Origin of the sequence: Streptomyces longhuiensis (genome assembly GCF_020616555.1) — a bacterium.
GTDB lineage: Bacteria > Actinomycetota > Actinomycetes > Streptomycetales > Streptomycetaceae > Streptomyces > Streptomyces longhuiensis.
This window is the reverse complement of the sequence record NZ_CP085173.1, coordinates 1,484,287-1,499,042: the sequence shown is the minus strand read 5'-3', so window position 1 is coordinate 1,499,042 and position 14,756 is coordinate 1,484,287. Positions and strand designations below refer to the sequence as shown.

At 70.0% G+C, this 14,756-nt stretch carries 12 protein-coding genes; 6 read left to right on the top strand and 6 right to left on the bottom strand.

Annotation, left to right across the window (positions count from 1 at the left end; genetic code table 11):
• Window positions 1-2: 2 nt before the first annotated feature.
• Together LGI35_RS07180 and LGI35_RS07175 are read right to left on the bottom strand one after the other, a co-directional pair.
• On the bottom strand, window positions 3-1,313 hold the full coding sequence (locus LGI35_RS07180) for an ABC transporter substrate-binding protein (RefSeq protein WP_227293058.1): 1,311 nt from the start codon (window positions 1,311-1,313) through the stop codon (window positions 3-5).
• Between the two features lie 267 nt (window positions 1,314-1,580).
• Window positions 1,581-2,627, bottom strand: coding sequence for a LacI family DNA-binding transcriptional regulator (locus LGI35_RS07175; RefSeq protein WP_227300226.1), 1,047 nt, complete (start codon window positions 2,625-2,627; stop codon window positions 1,581-1,583).
• Window positions 2,628-2,870: 243 nt separating this feature from the next.
• Between LGI35_RS07175 and LGI35_RS07170 the strand changes: the two genes are divergently transcribed.
• Both LGI35_RS07170 and LGI35_RS07165 read left to right on the top strand, forming a co-directional pair.
• Window positions 2,871-4,145, top strand: coding sequence for a D-arabinono-1,4-lactone oxidase (locus LGI35_RS07170; protein WP_227293057.1), 1,275 nt, complete (start codon window positions 2,871-2,873; stop codon window positions 4,143-4,145).
• Window positions 4,146-4,265: 120 nt separating this feature from the next.
• Complete coding sequence (locus LGI35_RS07165) at window positions 4,266-5,210, top strand: hypothetical protein (protein ID WP_227293056.1); 945 nt, start codon at window positions 4,266-4,268, stop codon at window positions 5,208-5,210.
• A 128-nt stretch (window positions 5,211-5,338) separates the two neighbouring features.
• Here the strand turns inward: LGI35_RS07165 and LGI35_RS07160 are convergent, their stop codons facing one another.
• A complete protein-coding gene (locus LGI35_RS07160; protein WP_376568422.1) occupies window positions 5,339-6,106 on the bottom strand; it encodes an MBL fold metallo-hydrolase in 768 nt (255 codons plus the stop codon).
• A gap of 300 nt (window positions 6,107-6,406) precedes the next feature.
• On the opposite strand from LGI35_RS07160, the gene LGI35_RS07155 reads away from it, so the two are divergent.
• Window positions 6,407-9,238, top strand: a complete 2,832-nt coding sequence (locus LGI35_RS07155) for a right-handed parallel beta-helix repeat-containing protein (protein ID WP_227293054.1) — start codon at window positions 6,407-6,409, stop codon at window positions 9,236-9,238.
• On the opposite strand, the gene LGI35_RS07150 is transcribed toward LGI35_RS07155, so the two are convergent.
• Window positions 9,225-9,902 (bottom strand): winged helix-turn-helix domain-containing protein, encoded by a 678-nt coding sequence (locus LGI35_RS07150; RefSeq protein WP_227293053.1) that lies wholly within the window; start codon window positions 9,900-9,902, stop codon window positions 9,225-9,227. The two genes, LGI35_RS07155 and LGI35_RS07150, sit on opposite strands and share 14 nt — an antisense overlap.
• A 114-nt stretch (window positions 9,903-10,016) precedes the next feature.
• On the opposite strand from LGI35_RS07150, the gene LGI35_RS07145 reads away from it, so the two are divergent.
• From LGI35_RS07145 to LGI35_RS07135, 3 genes are all read left to right on the top strand, one after another.
• Entirely contained in the window at window positions 10,017-10,679 is a 663-nt protein-coding gene (locus LGI35_RS07145; RefSeq protein ID WP_227293052.1) for a peptide deformylase, read from the top strand.
• Window positions 10,680-10,722: 43 nt separating this feature from the next.
• Complete coding sequence (locus LGI35_RS07140) at window positions 10,723-11,535, top strand: HEAT repeat domain-containing protein (protein WP_227293051.1); 813 nt, start codon at window positions 10,723-10,725, stop codon at window positions 11,533-11,535.
• A gap of 69 nt (window positions 11,536-11,604) precedes the next feature.
• Entirely contained in the window at window positions 11,605-12,435 is an 831-nt protein-coding gene (locus LGI35_RS07135; RefSeq protein ID WP_227293050.1) for an SDR family NAD(P)-dependent oxidoreductase, read from the top strand.
• 71 nt (window positions 12,436-12,506) lie between these two features.
• Here the strand turns inward: LGI35_RS07135 and LGI35_RS07130 are convergent, their stop codons facing one another.
• Both LGI35_RS07130 and LGI35_RS07125 read right to left on the bottom strand, forming a co-directional pair.
• A complete protein-coding gene (locus tag LGI35_RS07130) occupies window positions 12,507-13,385 on the bottom strand; it encodes a glycoside hydrolase family 16 protein (RefSeq protein ID WP_227293049.1) in 879 nt (292 codons plus the stop codon).
• A 227-nt stretch (window positions 13,386-13,612) separates the two neighbouring features.
• Window positions 13,613-14,653, bottom strand: a complete 1,041-nt coding sequence (locus LGI35_RS07125) for an Lrp/AsnC family transcriptional regulator (protein ID WP_227293048.1) — start codon at window positions 14,651-14,653, stop codon at window positions 13,613-13,615.
• Window positions 14,654-14,756: the final 103 nt, after the last annotated feature.

Genomic DNA, 14,756 nt, shown 5'->3' with positions numbered 1-14,756 from the left:
GCTCACGCGGTGGGCAAGGCCTGCATGGCCTTGATGAAGCCGTCGGTGTCGAGCCCGCCGTTGAAGAACTGCTGGACCGCCTGGTGCATGGGCGTCGAGGCGGACTGGGGGTAGGCCTGGTCCCACGAGAGCTGGAACGACGGGGCCTTCTTCACGAGGTCGAACTGGTACTTCGAGTACGCGGGGCTCGCGGAGGCGCCGAGGAACTTCTCCGTGTTGGTCGTGGTCGGCAGATTGCCGATGCCCAGCTGCGCCTTCACGAACTCGTCGGAGTACTGGAGCTTCAGGAACGCGGCGACGGCCTCGGGATGCTTCGTCTTCTTCATCACGGAGTAAAAGTTGTTGGTGTTGCCGACGAGGTTGCCGGCGTCACCCGTGCCGCCCGCGACCGTCGGGAACGAGGAGTAGCCGAGGTCCTTCTTGGCGAACGCGGGGTGGGAGTCCTGCTGGGTCGAGTACTCCCACGAACCCATGAGCTCGAAGCCGGCCTTGCCGGTGGCGAGCAGCGTGGGCGAGCCCTGGTCGGTGAACTTGACCGAGTCGTAGTTGGTGCCGAAGGCGCCCGCGTCGACGAGCTCCCTGATCATGCCGAGCGCCTTCTTGCTGCCCGCGCTCTCCCAGGCGCTCTTGTCTCCACCGAGCGCCTTCTCGAAGACCTTCGGGCCGGCGACGCGGTCGTAGAGGTACTCGAACCACATCAGCGTCGGCCACTGGTCGCCGCCGCCGAGCGCGATCGGGGTGACGCCCTTGGCCTTGAGCTTCTTCACCGCCCCGATCAGGTCGTCCCAGGTCTTGGGCGGTGTGACACCGGCGTCGGCCAGGACCTTCTTGTTGTTGAAGAGCAGCACCGGCTGTGTGCCGCGCATCGGGACGCCGTACGGCTTCCCGTTCACCGACGCGCTGTCGAAGACCGACGGCAGGAAGCTGGACTTGAGGGCCGGGTCCTCCTTGATGAAGTCGTCGAGCGGCAGCAGCAGGTCGGCGTCGACGAAGGGCTTGATGCTGCCGCCGCCCCAGTTGAAGAAGATGTCGGGGGCCTGCGGGGTGCTGATGATGGTCTGCAGCTTCTGCTGGTAGTCGGCGCCCGGGATGGTGTCGAGGACCGCCTTGACCTTCGACGTCTTGTTGAAGGTGGCTACGAGCTGCTTCTCGACCTTGTTGGCCGCGTCCCCGTACACCAGCACGTGGATCTTGTCGGAGTCTCCGCCGCCTGCCGAGTCGGAGGAGCCGCCGCCACAGGCCGACAGGGTCAGGCCGAGGGCGAGCGCCACACCTGCGGCGACGGCGCGGGAGATCCGTGCGGGTGTCTTCATCTTTGAAGCCTCTCGAAAGTGTCGGTCAAGAGAGCGAAATATGCTGGGCGGTGTGACGGTATGGCGCGCCGAGGGGGCGGTCAACCCTCGGAGTGCGGGTTTCCGAAGCGTTATCGGTGGAGCGCCTGGCAGGGATCGGCCCTTGCGACGAAAGGGCATGACGGCGGGACGGCCCGGTTCCGGCCGCCGAAGGGGTGCGAATGATGCGCGCCGACAGTTTCGAAGATCGCCGCCGGGCGTGAGGGGCGATGAGCGTCGGGGCGGGGGCTAGCGCTCGGCGGGCGCCGCCGTGCTGCTCCGCACGACGAGACGGGTCGCCAGGTCCATGCGCAGCGTCGGGGGCTTCTTGCCCCGTGCCAGGTCGAGGGTCAGCCGTGCGGCCGCCTCGGCCATCTCGACCAAGGGCTGGCGCACGGTGGTCAGCGGCGGACCCACCCAGCGGGCGAGCGGCAGATCGTCGAAGCCCACGACGCTGAGGTCGTCCGGGATCCGCAGGCCCAGTTCACGGGCCGCCTCGTAGAGACCGAGCGCCTGGAGGTCGTTGCCGGCGAACACCGCGGTCGGCCGGTCCGGCAGGCCTAGCAGTTCGAGACCGGCCGCGTGGCCGGACTCGTGGTGGAAGGTCCCCTCGCGGATCAGCGCGGGATCGAACGCCACCCCGGCCGTCTCCAGGGCCGCCCGGTAGCCGTCGATCCGGGCACGGCTGCACATCATCCCCGCCGGGCCGGCGATCACACCGATGCGGCGATGGCCCAGTTCCAGCAGGTGCCGGGTGGCGGCCAGGCCGCCCTGCCAGTTCGTGGCACCGATCGCGGGCACGTCCTCCCCGGGGTCGCCCGCCGGGTCCATGACCACGAACGGGATGTCGCGGCTGGTGAGCTGTGCCCGCTGGGCGGCGTCGAGCCCCGACAGGACGACGATCACTCCGGTGGGGCGGCGGGCCAGGACGCCGTCGACCCAGGACTGGCCGATGCTGAGCTGCCCGGTGTGCTCGGACAGGACCAGGCTGAGCCCCTCCTCGCGGGCGACGTTCTCGACGCCGCGGATCACCTCCATCGACCAGGAGCTGTCCAGCTCGTGGAAGACCAGTTCGAGCAGGGGGATGGCCGTGGTGTTGGCCCTGCGGCGCTGGTAGCCGTGGTGACGGAGCAGTTCCTCGACCCGCTCGCGGGTGCCCGGAGCGACGTCGGCCCGGCCGTTGAGGACCTTCGAAACAGTCGGAGCGGAGACCCCCGCTTCGCGGGCGATCTCGGCAAGTGTCGCCGCGCCGGCCTCGGGGGCCTCCTGGGACGCCGGCCTCTGCTTCTTCTGCACCGCTGAGGAGTTCACGGTACGGATCGTAACTTCTAGGGGGTGAGACGGGGCAAGAGGATCAGTGGACCTCCGCGCCTTGACGCACCGGCAAGATCCTTCTAGTTTTTCGCAACATGCGTCATCGACGTCGAAAGGTGAACGCGAACTCCTTGAGACCGGGGACGTGAAACCCTCAGGGCCTGAGACCTGAGACCTGAACCCCTCGGGACCCGAGACGCGAACCTCTTGAGAACGGACATGCGTATGCCGGCGACCGGTACACCGCTGCGGAACTGGGCGGGAAACGTCACCTTCGGCCCGGCGCGGGTCCACCGTCCGGTGTCGGAGGCCGACCTGCGCCGGACCGTCGCCTCCGCCGAGAAGGTACGGGTCCTCGGCAGCGGACACTCGTTCAACCGCATCGCGGACACGGACGGCGACCTGGTCCTCCTGGACGGGCTCGCGCGCCCGGTGCGGGTGTCCGAGGACCGCGCCACCGTGAGCGTCTCGGCGGGCATGCGGTACGCGGAGGTGGCCTCGGCGCTCCAGGCGCAGGGTCTCGCTCTCGCCAACCTGGCCTCGCTGCCGCACATCTCGGTCGCGGGATCGTGCGCCACCGGCACGCACGGTTCAGGAAACGCACTGCAGGGTCTGGCCTCCGCCGTGACCGGGATCGAGCTGATCGGCCCCGACGGCACGCGGGCGACGCTGAACCGCGCCTCAGACCCGGACCGCTTCCCGGGCGCCGTCGTCAACCTCGGCGCACTCGGTGTCGTCGTCGACATGACCCTCGCCGTGGAGCCCGCGTTCGACGTCGCCCAGTGGGTGTACGACGACGTGCCGCTCGACCGGATCGCCGAGGACTTCGACGCCGTGTTCGGCGCCGCGTACAGCGTCAGCGCGTTCACCGACTGGCGCGCGGACACCGCCACGGTGTGGCTGAAGCGCCGCACCGACCGGCTGCCGACCGGCGCTCCGGAAGACCACTGGATGGGCGGGCGTCTCGCGGACGGCCCGCGCCACCCCGTCCCCGGCATGCCACCGGCCTTCTGCACCGAGCAACTGGGCGTCCCCGGACCGTGGCACGAGCGGCTTCCCCACTTCCGCCCCGACTTCACCCCCAGCAACGGCGAGGAGCTCCAGTCCGAGCTGCTCCTGCCGCGTGAGGCGGCGGCCGACGCGATGGCGGCCCTGCGCGCCCTCGGAGACCGGATCGCCCCGGTGCTCCTCGTCTCCGAGATCCGGACGGTCGCCGCGGACGACCTGTGGCTCAGCCCGAGCCACGGCCGCGCATCCCTCGCCCTCCACTTCACGTGGGTGCGCCGCCCCGACGACGTACTCCCGGTCATCGGCGCCATCGAGGAGCGACTGCTGTCGCTCGGGGCGCGCCCCCACTGGGGAAAGCTGACGGCGACGGCTCCCGGTACCGTCGCCGCGCTCTACGAACGAGCCCCCGACTTCCAGCGGCTACGGCAGGAACTGGACCCGGCGGAGAAGTTCGGCAACGCCTTCGTGACGGAACTCTTCGCCGGTCACTGAACGTGAGCCCATGCCGGGCGCCGCGGGGCTGGTCCGTTCGGCGGCGCCCGGGTCGCTGCGGTCCTGCGCCGAACCTAGCGTTCCCACAGTCAGGGGGGTTTTCTGTCTGGAGGGTCCACTGTGCGTGCCATACGTTTCGCTTCCGCAGCGCTGTTCGGCGCCGCCGCGCTTCTGTCCGTGACCGCGCCGGCGTCCGTGGCGGACGACGGTGGCGACAACACGACCGCTTACGAATCCGACAGCGGCACCCTCTCCGGCGGCGGTATCGACTCCGGTGCCGGTGACTCCGGCGGTAGTGATTCCGGTGGTACCGACACCGGCGTAAAAGACGCTGGTGGTATCGACTCCGGCGTTGAGGAGTCCGGCGTCAAGGACTCTGGTGGTACAGACGCCGGCGTCAAGGACTCCGGTGGTACAGACGCCGGCGTTAAGGACTCAGGTGTTGTCGACCCCGGAATTGAGGACTTCGGTGGTACAGACGCCGGGGTCAAGGACGCTGGTGGTACAGACACCGGGGTCAAGGACACTGGTGGTACAGACACCGGCGTCAAGGACTCCGGTGGCACCGACTCCGGTGTCAAGGACTCCGCCGGTGTCGACCCCGGTGGTGACGGCCGCACCGACAGCGGCGGGCACAACGTCACCTCCTTCGGATACACGGTCTCCCCGACGACCGTGTCTCCCGGCGGGACGGTCACCATCAATGCCACCAAGTGCCAGACGCCGACCGTGCGTGTCACGGCGCCGGTCTTCGACGACGTCACGCTCAATGGGGGCCGTTCGGCGAAGGCCAAGGTCTCCCCCGACGCGAAGCCGGGTGCCCAGTACGACGTGACGTTCGACTGCAAGGGGGAACGGGGCACCGCCAAACTGACGATCTCCGGAGGCGGCGCCCGCCCCACGACGCCGACCACGCCGACCGTGCCGAGGGGCGTGGAGGCCGGTAACGGCGGCAGCCTCTCCAACCTCGACGCCACGCAACTCGTGGCGGGCAGCGCACTGGTGGCGGGCGCTCTGGGCGCGGGTGTGTACACCGCCTGGCGCCGCTCCGGCTCGCGGGGCTGAGACGGGCCGGTCACAACCAGACGGGCCGGTCATAAGCAGACGGACCGGTCACAACCAGGCGGGCCGGTTACGACCACTGCCGCGCCGCCTACGACCAGGCGGGCCGCTTACGGCCGCTCCCGCACCGCTCACGACCTCTGCCGCGCCGGAGTCGCACGGTCGCGTGCCGTCCGGGCGGCCTCGCCCACCGAACCGCGGTGCAACGGGCCGTGCCCGGGCAGCACCATGTCGCCCGACAGCTTCTCGAACACGTCCAGGGAACCGCGGGTGCGGTCGCGGTCCCTGTCGAACATGGTGGGCAGGAGCTGCGGCCCGCGCGTGCGCGAGATCGGGTGGCCGGTGACCAGGCCGTCACCGGAGATGACGATGCCCGCGCCGGGGAGATGGTAGGCGCAGTGGCCGGCGGTGTGTCCGGGGGTGTGGACCGGGACCGGGCGGCCCGGCAGGTCGAGGGCACCCTCAGTGGGGAACGGCTGGGGCCGCTCGACGCGGGCGTCCGTCGTCCCGCCGGAGCGCAGGGCGTGGACGGCCCAGGGCAGGACGCCAGGGCGCCAGCTGTTGCGCAGGACCCGGCCGAGCGAGACCTGGTGCAGGAACTCGCGCCGGGCGTGCGGGACTTCGGCCTCGTGCGCGTACACCGGGGCGTCGAAGGTGCGGCTGAGATACTCCGCGGATCCGAGGTGGTCGTTGTGTGCGTGGGTGAGCAGGATCGCCGTGAGCGCCTCGGGGGAGTGGCCCGCCGCGGCCAGTGAGTCCAGGACCTGCTGCCGGTCGCCGGGGTAGCCGCAGTCGATGAGCGTGACGGCGTCGCCCTCGCTCAGGATGACCCAGTTCGTGTTGCTGCCGTGGACCAGATGAACGCCGGGGGCGGCGTGAACGAGGGTGCCTTCGCGCATGACGGACCGCATCTCTTGAGGTATGCCACTGGGGGCCGGGAAGCAGGGGGAGCTGAGGGTACGGCGGTGACCGGTCTGCTGCAGCGGTCGCAGGCAGGGTAGTTGATCGCCTCTGCCGCCCGGATGCCTTCGACGGGGCATCGAGAAGCCGATGCGTGCAGCATCTCTTGACAGTCATCCGATGAATTTATAGCTTCCGTGGCCAGACGCTCCTCAATTGAGCCAACTGTCCATCAAACATTGGATGTTCGGTCCGTAGATCGATGGTCAATCCCGACCTGCCCGGCCTCAGGAGTCCCCGTGCGTACCGTCCCAGGTTTCCGCAAGAACCGAAGATCCCCGCTTCCCGGTCTGCTCGCCGCGGCGGTGGGTGTCAGTTTGGGGTTCGGCGCCGCCGTCGCGCCCACCGCGTCGGCGGCCGAGGGTGGCAAGACCGTCACCCTCCACGTGGCACCCACCGGCAGCGATCGTGCCAACGGCTCGGCGGCCAGGCCGTTCCGCACGGTGGAGCGCGCCCAGGAAGCCGCCCGCAAGGAAGTGCGCAAGCACCGGGCGCGACCCGTCGACGTCGTGGTGCACGCGGGCACCTACCGCCTGGACCACACCCTGACGTTCGGCCCGAAAGACTCGGGCACGGAGCGCGCCCCGGTCCGCTACCTCGCCGCACCCGGTGAACACGTCGTCATCAGCGGCGGCCGATCGCTGCGGCCCGAGTGGACCTCGTACAACGACACCGTCAAGGTCGCCGACATAGGCGCCGGTCTCGACTTCGACGGTCTCTTCCTGGACGGGGAACGCCAGGTCCTCGCCCGGTACCCCAACTACGACCCCAAGACCGCGATCCTGGGCGGCTACGCGGCCGACGCCATCTCGGCGCAGCGTGTCGCCCGCTGGAAGAACCCCACCACCGCGCTCGTACGCGGCCTGCACCAGGGGGAGTGGGGCGGCAACTCCTACCGGGTCACCGGGCTGAAGGCCGACGGCACCCCGCAACTCGACTGGGTGGGCGACAACAACCGCGGCAGTGGCCTGCACACCACGTACCGCATGGTGGAGAACGTCTTCGAGGAGCTCGACGCCCCCGGCGAGTGGTTCTACGACAAGGCGGCCGGCAAGCTCTACTTCTTCCCGCCGAAGGGCGCCGATCTCGCCTCGGCGCACATCGAGACCGCCGAACTCGACGAACTCATCAGGGTGCAGGGCGGCGGACCGGACGATGCCGTGCACGATCTGAGCCTCTCCGGCTTCACGTTCGCCCGCACCCACCGCACCCTCTTCGACCAGCCGTACGAGAAGCTCCAGCTCGGCGACTGGGCGATCGCGCGCGCCGCGGCGGTCCACCTCAAGAACACCGAGAACGTCGCCGTACGCGACTCGCTCTTCGACCAGGTCGGCGGAAACGCCCTCTTCGTCGACGGCTACAACCGCGAAGACACCGTCTCCGGCAACGAGTTCAGCCACTCGGGCGCCTCCGACGTCGCCGTCGTGGGCAACCGCGACGCGGTACGCGAGCCGTCCACCTGGGACAGCATGCGCAAGACCATCACGGACACCACACCCGGCCCTAAGTCCGAGAACTACCCGCGCGACATCCGCGTCAGCGGCAACTACATGCACGACAACGGGCAGTTCGAGAAGCAGACCTCCGGCGTGCAGATCTCGATGAGCCGGCGCGTCACCGTCGACGGCAACACGATCCACGACGGACCCCGTGCCTGCGTCGACATCAACGACGGCACCTGGGGTGGACACGTCATCGAGAACAACGACATCTTCAACTGCGTCAAGGAGACCTCGGACCACGGGCCGATCAACTCCTGGGGCCGCGACCGGTTCTGGCCGCTGACCGCCGACGACGCGACGAAGAAGTCGTACGCGAAGCTCGACGCGACGGACACCACCGTCATCCGGCACAACCGGATCCGCCACTCCTCGCACTGGGACATCGACCTGGACGACGGAAGCTCGAACTACCTCATCGAGGACAACCTCCTCCTCAACGGCGGGGTGAAGCTCCGCGAGGGCTTCCACCGGACCGTGCGCAACAACATCTTCGTCAACGGCGGCGCCCACTTCCACGTCTGGTACGCGGACAGCGGCGACACGGTGGAGAAGAACATCTTCGTCACCGGCACTCCCTACAGCCTGATCCAGGCCGACATGGCGAAGAGCAGGCCGTCCGTCGACAACAACCTGTTCTGGAACAACGGCAGGCCGGTCACCGGCGTGACCGACGCGTGGCGTGCCCTCGGCCTCGACACGCACTCGGTGACGGCCGACCCCGAGTTCACCGGAGCCTCGCCCTTCACCGACCCGAAGAAGCTCGACTACACGCTCCAGGCGGACTCCCCGGCGCGCGCCCTCGGCTTCCGTCCCTTCGCGATGGACGGCTTCGGAAAGGCCGGCAGCCCCACGCCGCCCCCGCTCGAATGGGTCGACGACACCCCCACCGACACGCTCGACGCGTTCCAGGAGCCACTGCTCGGGGCCTCGGCCACACGTATCTACTCCGACGCGGTCAAGTCGGCGACGGGGCTGACCGACTACGACGGTCTGCATCTGCCCACCGTCCCCACCACGTCGGAGGCGTACCGGCAGGGCCTGCGGACGAACGACGTCATCCGGGAGATCGACGGCAAGAAGGTCACCGGCCGCGACAGCTTCTGGAGCGTCTACAACCGCTCGGCCCCGGGCGCCGACGTCCCGCTGACGATCTGGCGCAACCAGGCCGCCACGCAACTCACCGTCCGCAAGCCCGAGTCGGGCGAACAGATCAACAACACGTCCGGGGTCGTGTACACCGGCTCGGGCTGGGACTGGAAGAACGCCTCGCGCGGCGGCGGGGGCGGCTGGGCCGACGACGTGCACGCCACACAGAACAAGGGCGACTCCTTCGAGCTCACCTTCAACGGCACGGCGATCGACGTCATCACCCAGATCAACAGCGACGAGGGGCAGGTCGACCTGTACGTGGACGGGCAACCGGCGGGCACGATCGACAACTCCAGCCCCACTCGGCAGCATCAGCAGACCGTGTTCACCAGGTCGGGCCTGACGCCGGGCGAGCACACCATCAAGGGCGTGATGAAGACGGGCAGCTATCTGATCGTGGACAGCTTCAAGATCCGCTAGACCCTGTCGGGGGTTCGATCTGCCGCTGGGTGGGAGCAGCGTCCTCGTCGAGCAGGGGGAACAGCCGCGCGACGGCCGCGACCGCCACGGTGTCCGCCGGGCGCGTCGCGGCCCTGTCGTGACGCGCCTGGAACTCTGTCATCAACTGACGCATGGACACGGCCAGTTGGGTCACCTCGTCGGGGCTGAGGCGCAGCGCCGCGCTGAACGAATCATCGTGCCGCCACGCCGCCGGAGCCTGTTCCAGGTGGGCGAGGCGGCGACGGTAGCTCTCGTCCTCGAGGCCGTGGGCCGGCGCGGTGAACTCCACCCCGCCGGCCTGGTCCGTCAGGTGGTCGGCCTCCCAGCGCAACTGCCACGGCCGGGCCCGTCCGTCCGTGGGGGGCGCCTCCTCGATGAGGCCGTAGCGCGCGAGCTGGCGCAGATGGAACGAGCAGAGGCCGGAGCTGTGTCCGAGGCGGGCTGCGGCCTCGGTGGACGTGACCGTGCCGACCTCGGCGAGCAGATCGAGGAGCGCGATCCGGACCGGGTGGTCGGGCAGGGGCCGGCGCGCTCCGTGCTGCGGGACCCACGGGCCGGAGCCGGAGCCGGAGCCGGAGCCGGAGCCGGAGCCGGAGCCGAGGTCAGGGCCGGCGGGCGCTGTGCGTCGTTCCTTGTCGCTCATTTTGCAAAGAGTGCTACTTTGCAAAGTGGTTGGTCAAGTCGGTCAAGTTTGCCGAGCCGGTCCGAGGGCGCGCTCCCGGTCCTCCTTCGGCGTGCTCAGGAGGCGTCAACACCCATGTCTTTTCGGCTGAGTGACGGAACATCACAAGATCTCAGGGTGCGGGTGCAGGGTGTTCCGGTGGACTCCTACCCGGCCCTTCCGCCGGAGGTCGCGCGCGGAACGGTGCGCCGCATCACCGTCGTGGGGGAGGAGATCCTGCACCGCCGCTGCCGTGAGGTGACGGAGTTCGGAACTCCCGAACTGGCGTGCCTGATCGACGACATGTTTGCCACGAACGCTGTCGCGGACGGCGCGGCCATCGCCGCCAACCAGGTCGATGTGGACCTCCAGTTGTTCGTGTGGGACATCACGGACGACTGGGGCGTGCGTCATGTCGGACACATCGCCAACCCCGTCCTCGACGAACTGCCCGCCGCGCAGCGCGTCCTGGCCGAGGAGTCGGAGGGCTGCCTGTCGGTCCCCGGCCCCTACAAGCTCGTGCCCCGGCCGGACCACGCAGTCGTCCGGGGCCGCGACAAGGAGGGAGATCCGCTGGTGATCGAGGGTCGGGGCTACTTCGCACGCTGCCTCCAGCACGAGACGGATCACCTCTACGGCCGCACGTATCTGGACCGGCTTGCCCGACGCGAACGCAAGGCCGCGCTGGGCGAGATGGACGAAGCGAAGGACAGTGTGTTCGCCCGCCGGGTGGCTCGCGCCGCCGAACTGGGCAAGTGACGCACCGGCCGGTCGGCGGAGGGCGGCACTTAGGATCGCGGCCATGGCACTGTTCGTACACCTGACGCCCCAGGCCAACGCGGCGCGCATCAGGCGGGCGGGTATCCGGGCCGCCGGCAAGCGCCACGACGGCAGGCGCGGGGTGTTCTGCTTCCCCGTGCTCGCGTCGTACACGCTCACGCACCAGTGGCTGCGGGAGCTGGCACGGCACGGCGGGCCGCGCGGGCTCGTCGCCGTCCAGGTGCGGCTGCCCGACGACGAGCCCGTCACGGTCGGCCGGTACCACCGCGAACCGCTGGCGACGACGGCCGGCGACGCGGTGCGCCGCCTGGCCGCGATGGACGACCCGCGCGGGTGGGAGGTGTTCGTCCCCCGGGCGGTCGCCAAACGCGAGGTGCAGCGCGTCCGCGCCGTCCGCCAGGTGACCGGCTGGCGTTACTTCCCCGACGCGCACGGCGTCGTGCCGTGCACGTGCGCGGGCTGCCGGGTGCGAGGCGAATACGGGTCCCGGCGGCTGCGTGAACGCAGGCCGCACCCGCACGACGGCCCGCCGCCCCCCGCGCCCGTCCTGCTGCGACGCGTGGAGGCGGCCGGAGATCCGGGCGACGCCACGGCGCTGTGCGAGGCGCTGCACTGGTTCGGCCTGCGCCGGCGGGGCCCGGTGGAACGCCTCTCGCCGCTCGCCGACCACCCGGAGCCGGCGGTGCGCGAGGCTCTCGCCGACGCGGTCGCCGGCTGGTCGACGCCCGGGGTCGACGCGCTCCTCGACCGCCTCGTGGCCGACCCGGACCCCGACGTGCGGGAGCTGGCGGCGGCGGTCGCCGAACGGCGGGAGGAGAGACGCGCGCATCGATGAGCGGTGGTGGGAACACCATGCGTGGCGCGCTCCCCCACCTGCGGAGCCGCGCCGTCCAGGATGGGCGTCATGAACCCACGCATCACCTTGATCACCGGAGCGACCCAGGGCCTGGGCCGTGGCATCGCGCTAGACCTCGCCACGCGCGGCGACACCCTCCTCCTGCATGGCCGCGACACGGGGCGGCTCGAAGCGGTGGCCGCCGATGTGCGGAGGGCCGCACCGGACGCCACGGTCCGTACATACCTCGCCGACCTCTCGGACCTCGACCAGGTGCGTGCCATGGCCGACCGGATCCGCGATGTGGAACCCCGTCTCGACGTGCTGGTCAACAACGCGGTCGCCAGTGCCGGCGCGGAGCCGCTGCGGCGGGAGTTGAGCGCGCAGGGGCACGAACTGCGGTTCGCGGTCAACCACTTGGCCCCGTACGCCCTGATCCGCGGCCTCCTGCCCCTGCTCAGGGCCTCCGCCCCCGCCCGCGTCGTCAACGTCGCGTCCATGGGGCAGGAGCGCATCGACTTCGACGACGTCATGCTGGAGCGGGACTACGAAGGGCTGCGGGCGTACTGCCGCAGCAAGCTCGCCCTGATCATGGCGACGTTCGAGCTGGGCGCGGAACTCGACGGCACGGGTGTCACGGTCAACGCCCTGCACCCGGCCCATCTCATGGACACGGAGGGCGTGCGAGCGTACGGCTTCACCCCGATGACGGGAATCGAGGAGGGCGTAAGGCCGACGGTGCGGCTGATCACGGACCCTGAGCTCGGGTCCACCACAGGCCGGTACTTCGACCGCTTCACGGAGACGCGCGCCCACGAACAGGCCTACGACAAGGAGGCGCGCCGGCGCCTGATGGCGCTGACGGACGAGCTGACGGGGTACGACCCCGCGGCACCGTGAACCAGACGTCGTCGATGTCCCGGGGCGGCGGGTCCGTAGGACACCGGCCGCCCCGGGACATCACCCCCTGTTTACTGGGTGGTGACGTGGACGTAGTCCACGACGAGCTGCTGGGGGAAGCTCGTGCTGCCGTCGGGGTCGCCCGGCCAGTAGCCGCCGACCGCGAGGTTGAGGATCAGGAAGAACGGCTTGTTGAACGCCCATTGGTTGCCGCCGACGTCGGCGGGCGTACGGGTCTGGTAGACGTTCCCGTCGACCGACCATTTGACGGAGTTCGGGGCCCAGTCCACGGCGAACGTGTGGAATCCGTCCGCGAAGGCCTGTCCGCCGGGCAGCGAGTAGGCCGCGCCGATGCCGCCCGAGCCCGAGTATCCGGGGCCGTGCAGCGTGCCGTGGACCGTACCGGGTTCGAAGCCGACGTTCTCCATGACGTCGATCTCGCCGCTCGCCGGCCAGCCGACGCTGCCGATGTCGTCCCCGAGCATCCAGAACGCGGGCCACATGCCCTGTCCGCGCGGCACCTTCATCCGGGCCTCGACATGACCGTAGGCCTGGGTGAACTTGCCCGAGGTGTTGAGACGGGCCGAGGTGTACTCGCAACGCCCGTACCAGCACTGGTAGTTGTTCGGGTTCTCCTTGCGGGCCGTGATGACCAGGTTGCCCTGGCCGTCGAGCGCGGCGTTGCTGTTGCCCGCGGTGTAGTACTGCCGTTCATGGTTGTTGACGTTGTCGCCGGTCTCGATCTGCCACTTGCCGCCGTCGACGGCCGAGCCCGCGGCGCCGTTGAAGTCGTCGGTGAACGTGGCCGCGGCGGCGGCTTTCGCGGTACTGCCGACGGGCGCCGGGGCGGCGGACGCGCCGGTGGGGACCGCCGCCAGGCTCGCGGCACAGCAGGCAAGGGAGGCGGCGTACAGGGAGGCGCGGCGGCGCCAGGATGAGCGCACGGTCATCACATCGCTTCACGGTGGGGGTCGTGTGGGGGGTCGAGTGCATGACAAGAAGGCGAATGAAGCATCTGGAAGTGAACGCCGACGGCGGCCACTTGAGGCACTTCCTTCACTTCTTGATTTAAAGGAGTGGCCGCCGTGGCGTCAAGGCATTGGCATGTACCTAGTGACGGGAGCGGCTCGGCGACACGTTCGAGCGTCGATGCCGACCGGGGCGAGCGGGCAGGCCCTCACGCCTGCGGCAGCCCGCTGATGTCGAGCGGGACCGCCCCCGCGTGGTAACCGCGCTCGTCGAGCAGATGGCCGTTCAGCTTCATCGGCCACAGGGCCACCGCCCGGTCGGCGACGGTCAGCCCCGGCACGCGCTCGGCGAGCCGCACCTCGAAGCGCTGGGCGTCGTCGAGTGAGCGGACCCAGGCGACGAGTTTGAGATTGTGGCGGGCGATCACCGCTGCGCACAGACGTACCTCGCGCATGCCGGTGACCTGGGCGGACACGGCCCGTAGGTCCCCGGGCGCGACCTGGCCCCACAGATACACCGACACGGGCCACTCCGACAGAGGACGCGCCACCTCGCAGCGCGTCTGCACCAGGCCCGCCGCGAAGAGGCGGGCCGTCCGGCGACGGACGGTGTCGGCGCTCACCCCGCAGACGTCCGCGAGAGCGCGATACGTCGCGCGGCCGTCGACCGACAGCGCGGCGACGAGGCGGTGGTCGAGGGAGGTCAGCGGGAATGCCGGCGCGTCGGAACCCGGTACCTCCTCCGCCGCGAGGCGGGAGATCTGGTCCCCGTCGAGCGCGCGCAGCCGCCACCGGCTCCCCTCCGCGTAGACGGTGCTCGCCAGATGAGTGCGGGTGGTGACGATGCCGTCCATCGCGCCGAGCCGGCGGGTCACCCAGCGCGTGAGCGCGACCGGGTCCGGCGCCATGACGGTCAGGAGCAGGTCACGCTCGCCACTGACGTGCGCGACGGCGGACACGTGCCGCTCCTCGGCGAGTTCGCGGGCGACCGACAGCAGGCTCCCGTTCGCGCAGTCGACCTCGACGAACGCCAGACATCCCTGGCCCGACGTGGCCAGGGCCGGAGCGGGGTGGCAGCTGATCCAGGCGGCGCCTGTGTCGGTGAGCCGGCCCCAGCGCCGGGCGACCGTCACCGCGTCCATGCCGAGGGCGGCGCCGATCCGGGCCCAGCCGGCCCGTGGCGCGATCTGGAGCGCGTGCACCAGTGCCTGATCCACATGGTCCAGCGCATGCACGGAATCCTGCGTCATCACGCTGCCTCTGCGTCTTTCCTGGGAGTTTCTGCTCCGAAATGCCTCATGGCGTCAGTCTGACCTCGTTACCGCCGGCACCGTACCAGGAGGTTCATCCAGC

Coding starts and splice junctions, on each gene's coding strand:
- LGI35_RS07160 (WP_376568422.1), bottom strand. CDS start 6,106: ATGCGCGAAGGCACCCTCGTTCACGCCGCCCCCGGCGTTCATCTGGTC.
- LGI35_RS07135 (WP_227293050.1), top strand. CDS start 11,605: ATGAACCCACGCATCACCTTGATCACCGGAGCGACCCAGGGCCTGGGC.
- LGI35_RS07125 (WP_227293048.1), bottom strand. CDS start 14,653: ATGACGCAGGATTCCGTGCATGCGCTGGACCATGTGGATCAGGCACTG.
- LGI35_RS07140 (WP_227293051.1), top strand. CDS start 10,723: ATGGCACTGTTCGTACACCTGACGCCCCAGGCCAACGCGGCGCGCATC.
- LGI35_RS07170 (WP_227293057.1), top strand. CDS start 2,871: ATGCCGGCGACCGGTACACCGCTGCGGAACTGGGCGGGAAACGTCACC.
- LGI35_RS07180 (WP_227293058.1), bottom strand. CDS start 1,313: ATGAAGACACCCGCACGGATCTCCCGCGCCGTCGCCGCAGGTGTGGCG.
- LGI35_RS07150 (WP_227293053.1), bottom strand. CDS start 9,902: ATGAGCGACAAGGAACGACGCACAGCGCCCGCCGGCCCTGACCTCGGC.
- LGI35_RS07145 (WP_227293052.1), top strand. CDS start 10,017: ATGTCTTTTCGGCTGAGTGACGGAACATCACAAGATCTCAGGGTGCGG.
- LGI35_RS07130 (WP_227293049.1), bottom strand. CDS start 13,385: ATGACCGTGCGCTCATCCTGGCGCCGCCGCGCCTCCCTGTACGCCGCC.